We start from the raw sequence: 19393 nt of genomic DNA on the forward strand, positions 1-19393 counted from the left end.
GGGGGGGGGCGACACCCTGACGTACTACGTGGCGGACGTCGTGCTCTCCGACATGACGGACCTGTGCTCCGCGTTCGCGTAGGACGCGTTCGGCACGAACATCACGGAGACGACGTCGGACATCGCCGCCGACAACGGCGCCGTCCTCGCGGTCAACGGCGACTACTACGGGTTCCGTGACACCGGCATCGGCATCCGCAACGGCGTCGTGTACCGGGACGAGGGTGCGCGCGAGGGCCTCGCGCTCTACCGCGACGGCCACGTCGAGGTCTACGACGAGACGAGGACGGACGCGCAGAGCCTCGTCGACGCCGGGGTGTGGAGCACGCTGTCGTTCGGGCCCGCGCTCGTCGAGGACGGCGAGATCGTGGCCGGGATCGACGACGTCGAGGTCGACACGAACGTCGGGAACCACTCGATCCAGGGCGAGCAGCCGCGCACGGCGATCGGGGTCGTCGACGAGAACCACCTCCTCCTCGTCGTCGTGGACGGCCGTCAGGAGGGCTACTCGCGCGGCGCGACGACGACCGAGCTCGCCGAGATCCTGCAGGACCTCGGCGCGACGACCGCCTACAACATCGACGGCGGCGGGTCCTCGACCCTCTGGTTCGACGGCGAGGTCGTCAACAGCCCGTCACAGGGCCGTGAGCGTGGCACGTCCGACGTCCTCTACGTCGCGGACGGTGCCTGATGACCGGCGCGACCACGCGCGAGCAGCCCGCGGACCCGGCGACGAGCGTCGCGCGGACCGCCGTCGTGGTGCCCGCGTACCAGCCCGACGCGCGGCTCGTCGCGCTCGTCGACGCGCTGCGGGCGGCCGTCCCCGAGTCCCCGGTCGTGGTGGTCGACGACGGCAGCGACCGGCGGTGCGGGGGAGTGTTCCGCGCGGTGCGGGCGCTGGGCGCCGTGGTGCTCACCGTTCCGGTGAACCGTGGGAAGGGCCACGCGCTGCGGACCGGGATCCGGTGGGTGCACGACCGGCTGCCCGGCCACGGCGTGGTGTGCGCCGACGCGGACGGGCAGCACACCGTGGTCGACGTGCTGCGGGTCGCCGCGCGCTCGCAGGCCGAGCCCGAGGCCGTCGTGCTCGGCGCGCGGCGCTTCGCGGGCGACGTGCCGGTGCGCAGCCGCGTGGGCAACGCCGCGACCCGCTGGGCGTTCGCGGCGACGACCGGCACGCGTGTCTGGGACACCCAGACCGGGCTGCGCGCCGACGGGCCGGGCCTGCTCGGCGATCTCCTCGCCGTGCGCGGGGACCGGTGCGAGTACGAGCTGCGCGCGCTCCTCGAGGCGACCCGCGCGGGCCGCCGGATCGTCGAGGTGGACGTCGCGACGGTGTACCTCGACGACAACGCGTCCTCGCACTTCCGGCCCGTCGCCGACTCGTTGCGCGTGTGGGCGCCGCTGCTGCGGTTCGCGGCGTCGTCGCTCGGTTCGGCCGCGGTCGACGTCGTCGCGCTGCTCGCGCTGCACGCGCTCACCGGGTCGCTCCTCGCGGCCGTGGTGGGCGCGCGTCTGCTCAGCGCGGGCGTGAACTTCGCCGTGAACCGCCGCCTGGTCTTCCCGGGCGGGCGCGATCTCCCGCTGCGCGTCGCGGCGGCCCGGTACGTGGCGCTCGCGGCCGTGCTGCTCGCGGCGGGCTACGGGCTGCTCGCGCTGCTGACCGGGATCGGCCTGCCGCTCCTGGCGGCCAAGGTCGGCACCGACGTCGTGCTCGTCGCGACGAGCTACGAGGCGCAGCGGCGCGTGGTGTTCGCGCCTCTCAGTGCTGACCGTCGTGCCGCTCGACGAGGGCGGGCACGTGGTCGCGCGCCGTCCAGCGCCGGCCGACCCACTTGATCACCTCGACGAGCAGGAAGACGACGAGCGCGAGCCCGAGCGTCTTGCCCCACTCCGCGAGCGCGATGGGCGCCGAGTCGAACCACGAGTGCATGAACGGTGCGTAGACGAAGACGGCCTGCAGCGCGAGCAGCGTCGCCGCCGAGACCCAGACCACCCGGTTGCCGCGCAGCACGTCGACGGTGAGGCTCGACCGGTCGAGGAACCGGCAGTTGAACAGGTACGCGAGCTGGCCGAGCGCGAGCATCGTGACCGCCGTCGTCTGGGCCTCGGCGAGCGGGACGCCCTGCGCCCGCTCGACGTAGAACAGCAGGATTGTCGCGCCGCCGATGAGGAGCGAGACGAGCAGGATGCGCCGCACGTACGCGCCGTCGAGGATCGACGCCTTCGGGTCGCGCGGGGCCCGGCGCATGACGTCGGGCTCCGCCTTCTCGTACGCGAGCGCGAGCGACAGCGTGACCGCGGTGATCATGTTGATCCACAGGACCTGGACCGGCTGGAGCGGCAGCGTGAGGCCGAACAGCACGGCCACGAGGATGACGAGCGACTGCGCGCCGTTCGTCGGCAGGAGGAAGAGCACGGACTTGCGGATGTTGTCGTAGATCCGCCGCCCCTCCTTCACGGCCCGCTCGATGGTCGCGAAGTTGTCGTCGGCGAGCACGACCTCGGCGGCCTCCTTGGTCGCCTCGGTGCCCTTGATGCCCATCGCGACGCCGACGTCCGCCTGGGTGAGCGCGGGGGCGTCGTTGACGCCGTCGCCCGTCATCGCGACGACCTCGCCGTGCGACTGCAGCGCGGAGACGATCCGGATCTTGTGCTCGGGGCTCGTGCGCGCGTAGACGTCGACGTCGCGCACGACCTGGCGCAGCCGCTCGGTGCTCATCTCCTCGAGCTCGGGTCCGGTGAGCACGGCCGGCGCGGACGAGCCGTCGGGGGCGTCGACGATGCCCATCTCGCGGCCGATCGCGAGCGCGGTGCCCGCGTGGTCGCCGGTGATCATCTTCACGCGGATGCCCGCGTCGCGGCACTCGGCGATGGCCTCGACCGCCTCGGGCCGTGGCGGGTCCACGATGCCCACGAGCCCGCACAGCTCCAGGCCGTCCGCGACGTCGGCGACGTCGAGGCTCGTCGTGCCGTCCGCGGCCGGGCGTCGCGCGGCGGCGAGCACGCGCAGGCCCTGCCCGCCGAGCGCGTCGATCTGCCCGTCCCAGGACCCGCGGTCGAGCGGCTCGCTGCCGCCGTCCGGGCCGAGCTGGGTCGTGCAGCGGTCGAGCACGCGGTCGGGCGCGCCCTTGACGTGCACGTGCAGGCCGCCGTCGGGGTCCGCGTCGAGCGTCGCCATGAACTTGTTCTCCGACTCGAACGGCACGACGGCGACGCGGCGCCACCCCGTGGGGTCGACGCCCGCCTTCATGCCGAGCGTGCGCAGCGCGCCCTCGGTCGGCTCGCCGACGAGCCGCCAGCCGTCGGCGTCCGACGCGTCGGGGACGATGCGCGCGTCGTTGCACAGCATCATGACCGTGGCGAGGGCCGCGAGGTCGCGGTCGTCGGCGAGGTCGGCGTGCCGCCCGCCGTCGGCGAGCGTGACGTCGCCGACGGGCGCGTACCCCGCGCCGGCGACGGCGAACGCGCGCGCGGCCGTGCGGACCGTGCGCGCCGTCATCTCGTTCTTGGTGAGCGTGCCGGTCTTGTCCGAGCAGATCGTCGTGACCGAGCCGAGCGTCTCGACCGCGGGCAGCTTGCGCGTGATCGCGCGGCGGCGCGCCATCTGCTGCACGCCGAGCGCGAGCGTGATGGTGACGAGCGCGGGCAGGCCCTCCGGCACCGCGGCGACCGCGAAGCCGATCGACGCCGACACGAGGTCCGGCACGGAGAAGTCGTGGACGACGCGCCCGATGACGACCATGACGACGGCCATCGCGAGGATGAGCACCGCGAGCAGCTTGCCGAACCGGTCGAGCTGACGCGTGAGCGGCGTCGCGAGGCTGCGGACCTCGGAGATCATCGTCTGGATGCGGCCGATCTCGGTCGCGGTCCCCGTCGCGGTGACGACGCCGACGCCCTGCCCCGCGGCGACGAGCGTGCTCGAGAAGAGCATGCTCGACCGGTCGCCCACGCCCGCGTCGGCCCCCACCGCGTCGACCGACTTCGCGGCCGCGACGGACTCGCCCGTGAGTGCCGACTCCTCGACGCGCAGGTTCGTCGCCTGGAGCAGCCGCACGTCCGCGGGGACGCGGTCGCCCGACCGCACCCGCACCACGTCGCCCGGCACGACGTCGTCCGCGTCCACGCGCGCCCACGCGCCGTCGCGCCGCACCTCCGCATGGACCGAGAGCATGTTCCGGATGCCCTCCAGCGCGCTCTCCGCGCGCCCCTCCTGGACGAACCCGATCGCCGCGTTGATCACGGCGACCGCGAGGATGACGGTGAAGTCGACCCAGTCGCCGAGGATCGCCTTGAGCACCGCCGAGACGAGCAGGATGTAGATGAGGACGTCGTCGAAGTGGACGAGGACCCGCTTCCACAGCGGGTCGCGCTGCGGCGGCGGCAGCCGGTTGGGTCCCACCTCCGCGAGCCGCGTCGCGGCGTCGGCGCCCGAGAGCCCGCCCGCTTCCGAGCCGAGCGCGGCCAGGACGTCGTCGGGCGGAACGGACCAGGGAGCCCCGACCGCGGCGTCGACGACGGCCGGGTCGGAGGTCGGCGCGGGTTCCATGGCACCATTCGACTCCCGTTCCCCCGATCGCGCGAGGGCCGAACGTCCGTCGCGTCCGTGACCGCCGCCGCGCGCCTCCCTATCGGTAGCAGCGCCGCGCGGCGTGCCGTGCGACGCCGACGTCGGAGGTGGAGCGATGACTCACGCGGGCGCGGCGGGCCGGACCGTTCTCGAGCTGCGGATCCACGGCGTGGCGAACACGCCGCCGTACGGCATGCTCGACCTCCCGCCCGGCGAGGTCGAGCAGTGCGACGGCGACGGGCTGGGCAGCTTCTGGGTGGCGACGGCGGACGCCGACGCGCGGGACCGTGTCCCGGGCACGCCCGGGTCGCCGGTCGCGCCCGGCGACCTGCACGCGGTCCGCGCCGACGTGCGGCGCGAGGCGTACTCGTGGGGCGCGATGGCGCGCTACGGCGCGCTCCCGCTCGCGGGCCTCGTCGGCGCCGTCCTGCGCGGGCTGACGCGCGCGCTGTGGGCGCTCAACGTCCCGTTCGGGCTCGCGAACGTCGCGTACTGGTCGCGCCGCGTCCCCGGCGCCGAGGACGGCGCCGTGCACGCGGCACCCGTCCGGTCGACGGGGGAGAGCGTGCCGCACGCCCGCCCGGAGCCCACGGCCGCCGCGGTGCGGGTCTTCGGTCTCGCCCTCACCCTCCTGCTCACCGCGGCCGTCACGACGGTGGCCGTCGTCATGGTCGGCGCGCGGTGCATGCGCCCCGGCGCCGAGGGGACGGAGACCGTCCAGGTCTGCGCACGCGTGCCGTCCGCGCTCGACGGGCTCGCGCGCATGGCCCCGGGGGCCCGCGCCGTCGTGCTCTCGCTCGTCCCGGTCGCCGTCGTCGTCGGTCTCGTCCTCCTCGCACGCGCCGGGCAGGTCCGGTTCGACGAGCGCGTGTCCGTCGCCCGCGCGGGCCAGCGCAGCGGAGGGTCCGCCACCGGGCCGCTGCTGTACCGCGCGGGGTTCTGGAGCCGGCGGGTCGCCGGGCCGTCGGCGCTCCTCGCCCACCTCGCGGGCGCGGTCGCGCTCGTCGCCGTCCTCCTCGCCTGGACGAGCGACCGCAGCGCCGTCGGGACGGCTGTCGTCGCGGCCGGGCTCGCCGTGCTCGGGCTCGCCGGCGTCGTCGTCGCGACGCGCAACGACGACGATGGCATCCAGGTGACGCCGCCGCGCTGGAAGGGTGCGCTCGCCGTCGCGACGCTCGCCCTCGCCGCCGTCGTCTGGGGGCTCGCGGCGTGGGCCGGCACGCGGCGCGACGGCACGGACCCCGGGGCGTACGTGGGCGTCGACGTGGCGCCGACCGTCCTCGGCGCGCTCCTCACCGGGATCGCCGCGGCGGGCCTCCTGTGGCGCCCGCGCACCCCCGTGGGCCCGCGCCGCGCACGGCTGCGCGTCGTCCTGTGGTCGGCCGTGCCCGTGGTCGTCACGGGCTGCCTCGGCGTCGTAGCCGTCGCGCGCCGCGCGACGCCCGACGGCGCCGTCGCCAGCTACGGGGAGGCGACGACCCGACCCTGGTCCTCGTGTCCGTCGCGGTGCTCGCGGCGCCCCTGGTCGGCGCGCTCGTGCGGGCAGGTCGGCCGGCGCGCTCGCAGGGCGCGGACCGCTGGGTCGGGTGGCACGGCACGGGGCCGGGCGTCCTGCTGCTCGTGGCGACCGCGGCCGCGGCCGTGCTGACGAGCCTGCTCGTGCTCGGCGTCCAGGTCTACCTCACCGGAGGCCGCGACACGCGGCCCGACGCCGAGGGCGCCCTCCTCGTGGACATCGTCCGGACCGTCCCCGGGTACGAGGACCTGCCCGTCCCCTCGGCGTACACGGAGTTCGGCGTCGGTGCCGTCGTGCTCGGCCTGACGGCCCTCGTCGGGCTCGCCGTCCTCGCGGCCCCCGCGCTGCACGACCTCGTGCGGTCCTCGACGCAGTGGCTGCCGCGCGCGGTCGGCACGACGTCGGACACCCAGGGCGCCACCGCGTGGGCCGCGGCGGTGCTCGCGGAGGAGGAGCGCTCGCGGACCGCCGGGACCGAGCAGGCCGTCGCGGACATGCCCCTCGCCGCGCGCCGCGCCGTGCGGACCCGCCAGGTCGCGGCCGTGACGCACCGCGCCGAGATCGCCGTGGGCGTGCTCGCGCTCGCGTCCTGGACGACGCTCGTCGTGACGGTGCTGCTGGGGCGCCCGGGGGAGTCGGTCGCCGGCGTGTGGGTGCTGAGCGGCACGTGGCTCACCGACCTGTCCGTCCCGCTGGTCGGGGCGCTCGCCGCGGCGGTCGTCGCGAGCTTCGTCGCGGCCGGGTCCGACGGCTTCGCCCGGCCCTGGGGCCTGCTGTGGGACCTCATGTGCTTCCTCCCGCGCAGCGCGCACCCCTTCGGCCCGCCCTGCTACGCCGAGCGGACCGTCCCCGAGGTCGCGGCGCGCGTCGAGTCGTGGCTCTGCGCCGCCGACCTCCCGGCCCCCGAGCGCGCCGCGGCCGCGAAGGACCGCCGCGTCGTGCTCTCGGCGCACTCGCTCGGCGCCGTCATCGCGACGGCCGTCGTGCTCGGGCGCTCCGGCAACCCCGTCCTGCCCGACGGCACGCGCGAGCCCGCGCCCCGGACCGACGGCGACGGGCACCTCGGTCTCGTCACCTACGGCGTCCAGCTGCGCGCGTACTTCGGGCGGTTCTTCCCCTCGCTGCTCGGGCCGCACGTGCTCGGCACGCCGCCGTGCGACGCCCCCCGGTGGCGCGGGGACCCGTGGGTGCGGCAGACGACGAACGCGCGCCCGCTCCTGCGGGCCGCGCTGCTCGACGTGGCGCCCGCCGAGCGCCCAGGGAGCGCCGCGGAGCGCGAGGTCGCCGCGCACGAGGCGCAGCGGGCACGGGTCCGCGACGCGCGCGCCGCGTGGCGGGTCGCCGTGGCGGCCGAGGAGGCCGTGACCGGCGACGACGCGCACCTCGCGGTGCGGCGTGACGAGACCGCCGCCGCGCGCGAGGCGCTGGACGACGAGCGCCGGGTCCTCGCCGGGTTCGAGAGCGCGATCGGCGACCCCGCGACCGCCCCGGCCCGCCACGAGGCGGCCTGCTCCGCCGAGGCCACCTACCAGGTCGAGCGCGGCATCGCCCCGCGGACCGCGACGCGGTGGCGCCGGGCGGCCGACGCCGCGTGGGTCGACGCGGTGCGCGGCCCGGGCAGCGCGGCCGTCGACCCGGCGTCGCCCACGCTCGTCCGCCTCCTGCGCGCCCCCGGCACGGAGCCGGCCTGGGTCAACCTCTGGCGCCGGACCGACTACCTCGGGTTCCCCGTCGTGTCCTACACCGCGAACCCCGTCGACCGGGGCGCCGACGAGGTCGACCGCGGCGCCTACCTGTTCACCGTCGCGACCCACAGCGCGTACGTCCGCGCGTGGGCGTACCACGAGGCGCTCGACACCGTCCTCGACCGGCTGGGCGTCCCGGCTCCCGACGTCGCGCCCGCCCCGACCTCCGCGCCACCCCCCTCTCCGCCGCAGGGGGCCCTCCCCGTCGGCTGATCGGGGACAATGGGCGCCGTGATCCCCGAGAACCTGCGCGTCGTCCACGTCACCGACCCCGCCGACGAGCGCCTCGCGGACTACACCCGCCTGACCGACGTCGCGCTGCGCGCCAAGCACGAGCCGGCCAAGGGGCTCTACATCGCGGAGAGCTCGACCGTCATCCGCCGCGCGCTCGCCGCGGGGCACCGGCCCCGGTCGTTCCTCATGGCCGAGCGCTGGCTCGACGACCTCGCCGACGAGATCGCCGCGCTCCCCGTCGACGACGCGCCCGGCGGCACGGGCGAGCCCGTCCCCGTGTACGTCGGCGCACCCGACGTGCTCCAGGCGATCACCGGGTTCCACCTGCACCGCGGGGCGCTCGCGGCGATGCACCGCCCGCCGCTCGCGCCCGTGCACGACCTGCTCGCCGCGGCCCGCGGCGGCACGGGCGCGCGCCGCGTCGCCGTGCTGGAGGACATCGTCGACCACACGAACGTCGGGGCGATCTTCCGCTCGGCCGCGGCGCTGGGCGTCGACGCGGTGCTCGTCTCGCCGCGCTGCGCCGACCCGCTGTACCGGCGCTCGGTGCGCGTGAGCATGGGCACCGTGTTCCAGGTGCCGTGGACGCGGTTCGAGACGTGGCCCGGCGGTCTCGACGTGCTGCGCGAGGAGGGCTTCACGGTCGCGGCGCTCGCGCTCGCCGACGACGCGGTGAGCCTCGACGACGTCGTCGCGGACCCGCCGCAGCGGCTCGCGCTCGTCCTCGGCACGGAGGGCGACGGGCTGTCGCGCGGCGCGATCGAGGCCGCGGACGAGGTCGTGACGATCCCGATGGCCGGGGGAGTGGACTCGCTCAACGTCGCCGCGGCGTCGGCCGTCGCGTTCTGGGCGACGCGCGTGCCCTGACGCGCTCGGCGCGACGTCTTTCCCGGGACGGGAACAACGGGGAGGGGTGACGCGTTGGGCTCGTGTCCGTACGTCGTACGAGAAGAGGTCGCGTGCCGGTCCAGCCCTCCCTGAACCAGAACCCCGTCCCGTCCACCCTCGCCGCGGCGCACGCCGTCGCCGAGGAGCAGCACCACCTCGACGCCGCCCTCGCGCGCCGCGCCGAGCTGCTCGCCGCGCTCGACGCGCAGCTCGCCGCGCCGACGCCCCCGGGCGCGCCGCACGACGCCGTCGAGCGCTCGCGCCGGGCCGGTCTGCGCCGTCGGCGCACCGACCTCGATCGTGCGGCCAGCGGGCTCGTCTTCGGGCGGCTCGACACCGTGGGCGGCGAGACGCGCCACGTCGGACGCGTGGGGATCCCCGCGGCCGAGGACGACGCCGACCCGCTCGTGCTCGACTGGCGCGCCGAGGGCGCGCGCGCCTTCTACACCGCCACCGCGCGCGAGCCGCAGGGGCTCGCGCGGCGCCGGCACGTGCGGACCGCCGGCGACCGGGTGACCGGCGTCGACGACGAGCCGCTCGACGACGCCGCGGCCCGGGCGCAGGGCGAGGACGGGCTCGTCGGCGAGGGCGCGTTGCTCGCGGCCCTGTCCGAGCGGCGCACGGGCCGCATGGGCACGGCGGTCGCGACGCTCCAGGCGGAGCAGGACGCGATCGTGCGCGCCCCGGCGGACCGGACGCTCGTCGTGCAGGGCGGCCCGGGCACGGGCAAGACGGTCGTCGCCCTGCACCGCGTCGCGTATCTGCTGTTCACGCACCCGCACCTCGCGGAACGGGGCGTGCTCCTGCTCGGGCCGTCGCCGCGCTTCCTCGAGTACGTCGCCCAGGTGCTGCCCGCGCTCGGGGAGACCGCGGTCGTCTCTGCGACGTGCGACACGCTCGTGCCCGGCGTCGCGCCCGAGCGGGGCGAGGCGCGGGACGTCGCCGAGATCAAGGGCCGCGCGCTGTGGCAGGACGCGGTCACCCGGTACGCGGACTCCCTCGTGCCGGACGCGCGGGCGCTCACCGTCCGGCTCGACGGCGAGCCCCTGACGCTCCGCGCGGCCCGGGTGGCCCAGGTGCTGCGTGCGGCGCGCGCGGGCGGGCGCAGCGTGCTCGCCGCGCGGCGCCGGGCCGTGGACCTCGTGCTCGACGCGCTCGTCGACGAGGCCGCCGCGCGGCACGCGGAGATGCTCGACCGCGTCGAGGAGGGTTTCGAGGACGTGCTCGGGACGGTCGACGCCCGGCTCGCCGCCGCGGACGACCGGGCGCCGACCACGGGCGCGCGGGGCGGCGACGTCGACGGCGAGCTCACCGACGACGACCTCGACCGGATGCGCGACGACCTCGCGCACGACCCGGCGGTCGCGGCCGTGCTCGACGCGTGGTGGCCCGTCGTCGACGCCCGGACCGCGCTCGCCGACCTCCTGCGCGACGCGGCGCTGCTCGCGCGCCACGCGCCCGGCCTGTCGCCCGCCGAGGCCCGCCGGGTCGTGGCCGAGCCGGCCGCGCTCGCGCCGAGCGACGTCCCGCTGCTCGACGCGCTCGCGAACGCGCTCGGCACACCCGACGCGCCGGCGGAGCAGGGCGAGTTCCTCGCGGACCGTGCGGCCTCGCGCCGCGACTGGGTGTACGGGCACGTCGTGGTCGACGAGGCGCAGGAGCTCTCGCCCATGCAGTGGCACATGGTGCTGCGCCGCTGCCCGACGCGGTCGGTGACGGCCGTGGGGGACGTCGACCAGACCGAGGCGCCGCACCGCCACACCGACTGGGCCGACGCCGTCGGGCCGGTCCTCGGCGAGCGCTGGCACCGCGCGGACCTGACGATCTGCTACCGCACGCCGCGCGAGGTCATGGCGCTCGTCGGGCCCGTGCTGCGCGCGGCGGGCAGCCGGAACGAGCCGCCGCGCGCGGCACGGGACGCGGGGGTCGAGCCGCGGGACGTCGTCGTGCCGGGGTCCGCGCCGGACCTGGCCGGGCGTCTCGGCACGGCGGTCGCCGCCGAGGTCGCGCGGCTCGCGGCGCGGTACGAGGGCGGCACCGTCGGGGTCGTCGCCCCGGCCCGGCGGCTCGCGGCCCTGCGCGCCGTCGCCGGGGACGTGCCGGTCCTCGGCGCGACGGAGGCGAAGGGTCTCGAGTGGGACGCGGTGGTCGTCGTGGACCCCGACGGGATCGCGGCCGAGCCGCGCGGCTGGAACGGGCTGTACGTCGCGATGACGCGGTGCACGCAGGAGCTCGTGCGCGTGGTCGTGGACGCGGCGCCCGCCGCGGGCTGAGGCGGTCGTCAGCCATGGGGGGTCGGCCGGGCGATCCGGTCGACCTCCCGCACGACGACGTCGACGAGGGTCGGGTCCCCGAGCGGCAGGAAGTGACCCGCGAGCGGCAGCTCGACGTTCCGTCCGCCCTCGAGGCGGCCCGTCTCGGGGATGTGGGGGTCGAACCGCGGGAAGACCGCGGTGATGCGTGCGTCCACGCCGCGCTCCGCGGCGAGGGCGAGCAGCGCGGCGTCGCGCGGCGAGAACGCGCGCAGCGTGCGACCGAGCAGGTAGCGCGCGTACCGGGACCCGCGGAACGGCGTCGCGACCGCGACCATCCCGGCGACGCGCGACCCGGCGGGGGACAGCATGACGCGCTTGCCCACGAGCCCTCCCTTGCTGTGGGCGACGAGCACGACGCCCTGGAGGTCGGCCGCGTCGAGGAAGGCCGCCGTGCGGTCCGCGGCGTCGGCGACGGGGCGCCGGTTGTACCCGAGGCCGGGCACCGCGTGCACCGGGTGGCCGGCCCGCGCGAGCGCCGTGGCCACCGGGCCGAGCAGGCGCCACGTCTCGTAGACGCCGGGCAGCAGGACGACGGGAGCGCCGCCGCCCGGGCCGCTCGGCACCGGCCGGCGCGCCGCGAGCACGCCCGCGACCTGGCGCGCCGCGACGTACGCGTAGTCGGCCGCGCGCTCCCGGAGCCGCAGCGCGCCGCGGGTCCGCGGCGCCCTCACGCCACGCCTCCGGCGTCGAGCACGGCCGCGACGATCCCGTCCGGGTCGGCGTCCATCGCGTGGTGGCGCCCGCGCGTCTCGCGCCACGTGCCGCGCGGTGCCGCGGCCGCGAGCTCGCGGACCCACGCGCGCGGTGCGATCGGGTCGTGCGCGCCCCGCAGCACGACGACGCGCCCCGGCACGCGCGGCAGGACGTCCTCGATCCGGTGCCGGACCATCTGCCGGACCTGGCGCGCGTAGTGCGGCAGGGAGCAGCGCAGCACGTAGTCGACGGCGAGCGTCGCGAGCGCGCGCGGCCGCTCGCCGACCGCGTCGCGCGCGAGCCGGAGGGCCAGGTGCGGCGCGGAGCGTGCCCGGCGGTCCGCGGTCGGGCCGACGAGCACGCCCGCGGCCGCCTCGTGCGGGTGGTCCGCCATCGCCTGGGCCACGACCTGGGCGCCCATCGAGTGGCCGACGAGCACGACGACCGGGGCCGGGCCCGGCGCGTCCAGGACGTGCCGGCGCACGTACGCCGCGACGACGTCCGCGTGCTCGGCGATCGTCACGTCGCGCGGGGCCCGGGGCGCCGCGCCGAACCCGGGCAGGTCGATCGCGTGCACGGCGGTCGGCGTCGGGCCGGGGCGCAGCAGCGCGCGGCGCACCGGGTCGAACGCGCGCGCCGACGAGCCGACCCCGTGCACGAGCACGACGGCGAGCCGCGGCGCGGCGGCACCGGACACGTGCGCGACGGCCACCAGGTCGCCGACCGCGCAGCGCACGTCCACGGTCCCGGTCGTCCCCGGGGTCGACGAGCGCGCGGCCATCGCACCAGGATGGCGCGCCCGAGCGCCGTCGTGCGCGCGCACGCCGCCCGGGGACGACGGAGCGGGCCCGGGAGACCCGGGCCCGCTCCGTGACGGCGCCGGACGTCGCGTCCGGCGCGGCTGGTCGAGGGGAGTCAGCTCACGTCCCCGCGCCACGCACCGGTCTCGGCGCCGCGGGACTCGATGAACTCCTTGAACCGGGCGAGGTCGCCCTTCACGCGGCGGTCGTCGAGCTGGAGGGCGTCGCCCACCTTCTCCACGACGCCCTCGGGCGACCAGTCGAGCTGGACGGTGACGCGGGTCTGGGCGTCGTTCAGGCGGTGGAACGTCACGACGCCCGCGTGCTCCGGGCCGGACGTGCTGTTCCACGCGACGCGCTCGTCGGGGTGCTGCTCGGTGATCTCCGCGTCGAACTCGCGCTCGACGCCCCCGATCTTCGTCCTCCAGTGCGTGTGCGTCGGGTCGAGCTGGCGGATCTCCTCCACGCCCTCCATGAAGCGGGGGAACTCCTCGAACTGCGTCCACTGGTCGTAGGCGGTGCGGACGGGGACGTCGACGTCGATCGACTGGGTGACGGTGCTCACGGTGCGACCTCCTGTGGTTGCGGGCGGTACCCGTCCACCCTGGGCGGGGTCGCGCTCGCTCGCGCGCCGAACGGGTCGCGCCGCCCGCGCGGACCGGCCGCCTCGCGGGCCCGGGCGCGGTCACTCGAGCGGGCTCGACGGGTCCCCGGACGCCGGACCCGCGGCGGTGCCGCCGGACCCGAGCGAGTCGTCCTGCATCGCGTCCGCCCCGACGACGCCCAGCTCGTCGAGGAGGAAGAGGAAGGCGCGCGCGTACGGGTTGTCGTCCACCCGCTCGCGCACCTCGACCCAGTCGATCTGCTCGCGCATCGCACGCGCGACGGGCAGCAGGCGCGAGAAGTCGCAGTAGTGCTCGCCCACGACCCGGAGCTTCGACGTCATGATCTCCGTCGCGGACAGCACGGGCATGCGCACCGCGAGCACCTCGATCTCGTCGGTGCGGGCGAGGAGCTCGTCGTCGATCGGCTCGCCGACCATCCGGTACAGGACGTCGATGAGCTCGCCCCCGTGGTACGCCTTGAACAGCCAGTTCTCCGTCGGCTCCGTGATCTCGAGCCCGGCGGCGCGCAGGACCTCGCGCGCGCGGTCCACGTCGACCTCGCGGATCGCGAAGTCGGCGTCGTGGCTCGGCTCCGGCGCGCCGCGCGCCCACGCGGCGTACCCGCCGACGAGCGCGTGCGGGATCTCGGCCTCGGCGAGCGCCGCGGCGGTCATGCGCAGCCCGTCGTGCAGGGCGTCCCTGTCGTCCACCATGCACCGGGTCTACACCAGCCGCGGTGCGCTGGCACGCCGCGGCGTGCGACGGCGGGCGGGCGTGCCCAGAATCGTGAGGGTGCGCCTCGCGACGTTCAACATCCTCCACGGACGGTCGCTCGCCGACGACCGCGTCGACGTCGACCGGTTCGCCCGCGCGGTCCGCGACCTCGACGCCGACGTGCTCGCGCTCCAGGAGGTCGACCGCGACCAGCCGCGCTCGCACCGCGCCGACCTCACGGCCGTGGCCGCGGAGGCGGCGGGCGCGGTGGACCACCGGTTCGTCGCGACGCTCGTGGGCGAGCCGGGCGTGTGGACCGCGCCCACGGGCGAGCACCAGCCGGGCCGCGCGGCGTACGGGATCGCCGTCGTGAGCCGGTTCCCGGTGACCGCGTGGCGCACCGTGCTGCTCCCGGCGCCGCGCACGCGCGTGCCGGTCCGGTTCCCGGGACGGCGGCTGCCGACGCTCGTGCGCGACGAGCCGCGCGCGGCGCTCGTCGCGCAGGTCGACGCGCCCGGCGGGCGGCTGACGCTCGCGTGCACGCACCTGACGTTCGTGCCGGGGCGCAACCTCACGCAGCTCGTGCGGCTCACGCGCTCGCTCGTCGAGGAGGTGCCCGAGGGCGAGCCCGTGGTGCTCCTGGGGGACCTCAACGTCGAGTCCCCGCACGCGGCCCGCACGAGCGGCTGGCGCCCGCTCGCGTCCGCGCCGACGTTCCCGGTGGGGGAGCCGTCGCGCCAGCTCGACCACGTGCTCGCCCACGGGCCCGTGCGCGCGACCGCGCCCGCCGTCGCGGTCGACACGGGCCTGTCGGACCACCGCGCGCTCGTCGTCCCGGTCGCGCTCGGCGGCGAGCACCACGCGTCCCCGACCCGCGCGCACGCGGCCGACGAGGACCGCCCGCCCGCCACGGCCGGGACGGCCGAGCCGCGCCGTCGGGCGTCGCGCGCGACCGAGGGCTGAGGCCACCGAGCCCGCGTGAACCGCGTCACAGGTGTGCGGGAGGGGCTGGTTCCGACCCCGCGGCATAGATTAGCCTCACCTATGTGAGTGGAACCTCAGTTGCCCCGCGGACAGCAGGGGCGCCCGTCGCCCCGGCGCTCGCCGGGCACGACCTGCGGCTGTCCTACGACGCACGCACCGTGGTGCACGGCGCGGCGCTGGACCTCGCGCCCGGGGCCGTCACCGCGCTCATCGGGCCCAACGGCTCGGGCAAGTCGACGCTCCTGCGCTCGCTCGCCCGCCTCCACCGGCCCGACGCCGGGACCGTCGCCCTCGACGACGCGCCCGACGCGCTCGCGCTGCACGCCAAGGACTTCGCGCGCCGCGTGACGCTCCTGTCGCAGAGCCGCCCCACGCCGTCGGGCGTGAGCGTGCGCGACGTCGTCGCCTACGGTCGCCACCCGTACCGCGGGCGCTTCCGCTCGAACGACCCCGACGGCCCCCGCGCGATCGCGCACGCCATGGACGTCACGGGCATCACGGCGATGGCCGACCGCGGCGTCGACGAGCTCTCGGGCGGCGAGCTGCAGCGCGTGTGGCTCGCGACGTGCCTCGCGCAGGACACCCGGGTCCTCCTGCTCGACGAGCCCACGACGTACCTCGACCTGCGCTACCAGGTCGAGCTGCTCGACCTCGTGCGCGACCTCGCGACGCAGCACGGCGTGGCCGTGGGCGTCGTCCTGCACGACCTCAACCAGGCGGCCGCCGTCGCCGACCACGTCGTCCTGCTGCACCGCGGCGTCGTGCGCGCCACCGGGCCCGCGGACGAGGTCCTCACGTCCGAGCTCCTCACCGAGGTGTACGGCATCCACGTGGACGTCTACACGCACCCGCTCACGGGGCGCACGTGCTGCGAGCCGCTCGGGCGGCACGCGGCGCGCCTCGACGCGGCCGTCCTCGTCTGACGCCGCACGACCACCGACGCACCTCTCGCACCACCCACCGCCCGGCACGGACGCGCGGCCCACGGCCGCCCCGACGCGCCCGGGCACCGACCGAACCGAAGGACACCCATGCGCTCGACCACCCGCTCCCTCGCCGCCGGCGCCCTCGCGCTCGCCACGGCGCTCGCGCTCACCGCGTGCGGCACGACGGAGGACCCGGCCGCCGACGACACGGCGGACGGTGCGACGTCCGACGCGGCGTCGGGGCCCGTCACCTACACCGACGAGCGCGGCGAGCACACCCTCGACGCCCCGGCGACCGACGTCGTCTCGCTCGAGTGGGGCCTCACGGAGAACCTCGTCGCGCTGGGCGTCGAGCCCGCCGGACAGGCCGACGTCGCGGGCTACAACACGTGGAACACGGTCGCGCCGATCGACGAGAGCACGCCCGACGTCGGCATGCGCGGCGAGCCGAGCCTCGACGCGATCTCCGCGCTCGAGCCGGACCTCGTCGTCACGACGACGGACGTGCCGGAGAACGTCATCGCGCAGATCGAGGAGGTCGCGCCCGTGCTCGCGCTCCGCGGCTCCGACGCCGAGGACCCGATCGGCTACATGCGCTCCACGGTCGAGACGCTCGGCACGGTCACCGGTCGCGAGGACGAGGCCGCCGCGGCGCTCGAGACGTACGACACGAAGATCGCCGAGGCCGCCGCGGCGCTCGACGAGGCCGGTCTCGCCGGCGCGGAGTTCACCATGGCGGACGGCTGGATCGCGAACGGCGCCGTCTCCATCCGCATGTACACGCCGGGCTCGTTCTTCGGCGCGATCGGCGAGGAGCTCGGGCTCGTCAACGCCTGGACCGAGGGCGGCGACCCGGACTACGGGCTCGCGCAGACCGACGTCGAGGGCCTGACCCAGCTCGGTGACGTGCAGTTCCTCTACGCCGCGAGCGACTCCGAGGCGGACCCGTTCGCCGACGGCCTCGCGGGCAACGCCGTGTGGGAGCAGCTGCCGTTCGTCGCGGCCGGTGACGTGCACCGCCTGCCCGACGGCATCTGGATGTTCGGCGGCCCGCTGTCCGCCGCCGCGTACGCCGACGCGGTCGCCGACGCGCTCTCCGCGGCCTGACGCACCCGCCCGGGGCACGACGACGAGAAGGCTGACGAGCACGGTGACGAGGCGAGAGCGCACGACGGCGGAGCCGGACACCCTCCTCCTGGAGGACCCGGCCCCGGCCGTCGTCCCCACGGGCGGCGCGGCCGCGGGCACCCCGGAGGGCCCGACGACCTCCCCGCCGCGGCGTCCGTCGCGCCTCGGGATCGTGGGGGCGTTCGTCGTGGCCGTCGTCGTCGCGGCCGTGCTCGCCGCGGTGCACCTCACGCAGGGCACCGCGGACGTCGGCGCGCTCGACCTGCTGCGCCTCGTCACGGGCGGCGAGGGCGTCGACCAGACGGTCGCCGTCCTCGTCGCCTCGCGCGTGCCGCGGCTCCTCGCGGGGCTCCTGCTGGGCGTCGCGCTCGGCGTCGCGGGCGCCGTGCTCCAGTCCGTGGCGCGCAACCCGCTCGCGTCGCCGGACACGCTCGCGGTCAACGCGGGCGCGTACCTCTCGGTCGTCGTCGTCGCGGCGTTCGGCGTCTCCGTCCCGTTCTACCTCCAGGGCGGGATCGCGTTCGCCGGCGGGCTCGTCGCCGCCGGCCTCGTGCTCGTCCTCGCGCGCGGCGGCGCGGACGGGCCCACGCGGCTCGTGCTCGCGGGCTCGGCCATCATGCTCGCCCTGCACTCCCTGACGACCGTCCTGCTCGTGCTGTTCGAGCAGGAGACCATCGGCCTGTTCGCGTGGGGGAGCGGCTCGATCGTCCAGTCCGGCACGCGCACGGTGACGCTCGCGACCCCGGTCGTCGTGGTCGGCGTGCTCGCCGCCCTCGTCCTCGCGCGCCGCCTCGACCTGCTCGGGCTCGGCGACGACGCCGCGACCGTGCTCGGCGTCGACGTGCGCCGCACGCGCGTGGTGGCCGTGCTCGTCGCCGTGCTGCTCGCGGCGATCGCCGTGACCGTGGCCGGACCGGTCGGGTTCGTCGGGCTCGCGGCGCCCGTCGTCGCGCGCCTCGTCGCGCGGCGCGTGCCCGGGCTCGGGCGGCACGTGCTGCTCCTGCCGTTCGCCGCCGTGACCGGCGTGGTCGTCGTCCTCGGGGCCGACGTGCTGCTGCGGCTCCTGCTCCCGGGCACGCTCTCGATCGCCGTCCCGACCGGCATCGTGACGACCGTCCTCGGCGCGACCCTCCTCGTCTGGCTCGCCCGCCGCCTGCGCGACTCCGGTCCCGCGTCCTCGCGCGGCGGCCACGGTGCGCTGAGCCGTCCGCGCTCGCGGCGTGCCGTGCTCGTGGTCGTCGTCGTGCTGTCCGCCGCGGTCGCGGCCGCCGCCGTCGCGGGGCTCCTGCTCGGCGACCGGGTCGTGCTGCTCGGCGACGTCGCGAACTGGTGGACGGGTGCCGCGGGCCGCCACCTGACGTTCGTCCTCGACCAGCGCTTCCCGCGCGTCCTCGCCGCGCTGCTCGCCGGGGCCGCGCTCGCGCTCGCGGGCACGATCGTGCAGGCCGTGTGCCGCAACCCGCTCGCGGAGCCCAGCCTGCTCGGCGTGACCTCGGGCGCCGGGCTCGGCGCCGTGACGATGATCCTCCTCGTCCCCGGGGTCGGCATCTGGCCCATGTCGGCCGCCGCGGTGGTCGGCGCGTTCGCCGTGTTCGGGCTCGTCTACGGGCTGTCGTACCGCGGCGGGCTGAGCTCGGACCGGCTCGTCCTCATCGGCATCGGCGCCCAGGCCGGGGTCATGGCGCTCATCACGCTCCTCGTGGTCGTCGTCGCGCCCTGGGACGTCAACCTCGCGCTCACGTGGCTCTCGGGCTCCACGTACGGGCGCACGCTCGAGCAGCTCGTCCCCGTCGCCGCGGCGCTCGTCGTGCTCACGCCGCTCACGGCCGTGCTCCGCCGCGACCTCGACGTCCTGGCGCTCGACGACGACACGCCACGCGTCCTCGGCATCGCGCTCGACCGCACGCGCCTCCTCCTGCTCGGCGTCGCGGCGCTCCTCACCGCCGCTGCGGTGTGCGCGATCGGCGCGCTCGCGTTCGTGGGGCTCGTCGCGCCGCACGCCGCCCGCGCCCTCGTGGGCGCCCGGCACGCGCGCGTCGTGCCCGTTGCGATGCTGCTCGGCGCGCTCCTCGTCTCCGTGGCGGACACGCTCGGGCGGGTCGTCATCGCGCCGGGGCAGATCCCCGCGGGCCTCGGGACCGCCCTGCTCGGCGCGCCGTACTTCGTCTACCTGCTGTGGCGCAGCCGCGGCCGCGGGGCGTGACGCGGATCACCGGACCGGTGGCCGTCCAGGGGCCGGGACGGGTTGACCCGCCTCGGGTCGCGTAGGTTA

At 76.7% G+C, this 19393-nt stretch carries 13 protein-coding genes and 1 pseudogene; 9 read left to right on the forward strand and 5 right to left on the reverse strand.

The window, feature by feature from the left end; all coding sequences use genetic code 11:
- Together GJV82_RS09320 and GJV82_RS09325 are read left to right on the forward strand one after the other, a co-directional pair.
- Nucleotides 1-691: pseudogene (locus tag GJV82_RS09320) on the forward strand (phosphodiester glycosidase family protein); the annotation flags it as partial.
- Nucleotides 691-1839, forward strand: coding sequence for a glycosyltransferase (locus tag GJV82_RS09325; RefSeq protein ID WP_155099025.1), 1149 nt, complete (start codon nt 691-693; stop codon nt 1837-1839). The pseudogene GJV82_RS09320 and the gene GJV82_RS09325, both read left to right, overlap by 1 nt.
- Here the strand turns inward: GJV82_RS09325 and GJV82_RS09330 are convergent.
- Complete coding sequence (locus tag GJV82_RS09330; protein ID WP_155099026.1) at nt 1763-4552, reverse strand: HAD-IC family P-type ATPase; 2790 nt, start codon at nt 4550-4552, stop codon at nt 1763-1765. The two genes, GJV82_RS09325 and GJV82_RS09330, sit on opposite strands and share 77 nt — an antisense overlap.
- A gap of 1515 nt (nt 4553-6067) precedes the next feature.
- Here GJV82_RS09330 and GJV82_RS09335 point away from each other — a divergent pair.
- The 3 genes from GJV82_RS09335 to GJV82_RS09345 all read left to right on the forward strand — a co-directional run bounded on the left by GJV82_RS09335 (nt 6068) and on the right by GJV82_RS09345 (nt 11229).
- The gene (locus GJV82_RS09335; protein ID WP_155099027.1) at nt 6068-8047 is read left to right on the forward strand and encodes a hypothetical protein; all 1980 of its coding nucleotides are present in this window, start codon (nt 6068-6070) and stop codon (nt 8045-8047) included.
- 18 nt (nt 8048-8065) lie between these two features.
- Nucleotides 8066-8935 (forward strand): TrmH family RNA methyltransferase, encoded by an 870-nt coding sequence (locus tag GJV82_RS09340; protein ID WP_404812953.1) that lies wholly within the window; start codon nt 8066-8068, stop codon nt 8933-8935.
- 92 nt (nt 8936-9027) lie between these two features.
- A complete protein-coding gene (locus GJV82_RS09345) occupies nt 9028-11229 on the forward strand; it encodes a HelD family protein (RefSeq protein ID WP_318657472.1) in 2202 nt (733 codons plus the stop codon).
- An 8-nt stretch (nt 11230-11237) separates the two neighbouring features.
- On the opposite strand, the gene GJV82_RS09350 is transcribed toward GJV82_RS09345, so the two are convergent.
- From GJV82_RS09350 to GJV82_RS09365, 4 genes are all read right to left on the reverse strand, one after another.
- Complete coding sequence (locus GJV82_RS09350; RefSeq protein WP_318657473.1) at nt 11238-11942, reverse strand: esterase/lipase family protein; 705 nt, start codon at nt 11940-11942, stop codon at nt 11238-11240.
- Nucleotides 11939-12745 carry an alpha/beta fold hydrolase gene (locus GJV82_RS09355; protein WP_115942682.1) on the reverse strand — a complete coding sequence of 269 codons (807 nt, stop codon included), beginning with the start codon at nt 12743-12745 and terminating at the stop codon, nt 11939-11941. Before GJV82_RS09355 ends, GJV82_RS09350 begins: the two co-directional genes overlap by 4 nt.
- 134 nt (nt 12746-12879) lie before the next feature.
- Nucleotides 12880-13329 (reverse strand): SRPBCC family protein, encoded by a 450-nt coding sequence (locus tag GJV82_RS09360; RefSeq protein ID WP_115942681.1) that lies wholly within the window; start codon nt 13327-13329, stop codon nt 12880-12882.
- Between the two features lie 120 nt (nt 13330-13449).
- Nucleotides 13450-14082 carry a nucleotidyltransferase family protein gene (locus GJV82_RS09365; protein ID WP_024840095.1) on the reverse strand — a complete coding sequence of 211 codons (633 nt, stop codon included), beginning with the start codon at nt 14080-14082 and terminating at the stop codon, nt 13450-13452.
- Nucleotides 14083-14161: 79 nt separating this feature from the next.
- On the opposite strand from GJV82_RS09365, the gene GJV82_RS09370 reads away from it, so the two are divergent.
- The 4 genes from GJV82_RS09370 to GJV82_RS09385 all read left to right on the forward strand — a co-directional run bounded on the left by GJV82_RS09370 (nt 14162) and on the right by GJV82_RS09385 (nt 19324).
- Nucleotides 14162-15046: an endonuclease/exonuclease/phosphatase family protein gene (locus tag GJV82_RS09370; protein WP_024840096.1), complete on the forward strand. Its 885-nt coding sequence runs from the start codon at nt 14162-14164 to the stop codon at nt 15044-15046.
- An 83-nt stretch (nt 15047-15129) separates the two neighbouring features.
- Entirely contained in the window at nt 15130-15990 is an 861-nt protein-coding gene (locus tag GJV82_RS09375) for an ABC transporter ATP-binding protein (RefSeq protein WP_115942680.1), read from the forward strand.
- A gap of 108 nt (nt 15991-16098) precedes the next feature.
- Nucleotides 16099-17100 (forward strand): ABC transporter substrate-binding protein, encoded by a 1002-nt coding sequence (locus GJV82_RS09380; RefSeq protein ID WP_115942679.1) that lies wholly within the window; start codon nt 16099-16101, stop codon nt 17098-17100.
- A 43-nt stretch (nt 17101-17143) separates the two neighbouring features.
- Nucleotides 17144-19324 carry an iron ABC transporter permease gene (locus GJV82_RS09385; RefSeq protein WP_024840099.1) on the forward strand — a complete coding sequence of 727 codons (2181 nt, stop codon included), beginning with the start codon at nt 17144-17146 and terminating at the stop codon, nt 19322-19324.
- The last annotated feature ends 69 nt before the right edge of the window (nt 19325-19393 follow it).

Origin of the sequence: Cellulosimicrobium composti, from assembly GCF_009711085.1 — a bacterium.
Classification (GTDB): domain Bacteria; phylum Actinomycetota; class Actinomycetes; order Actinomycetales; family Cellulomonadaceae; genus Cellulosimicrobium; species Cellulosimicrobium composti.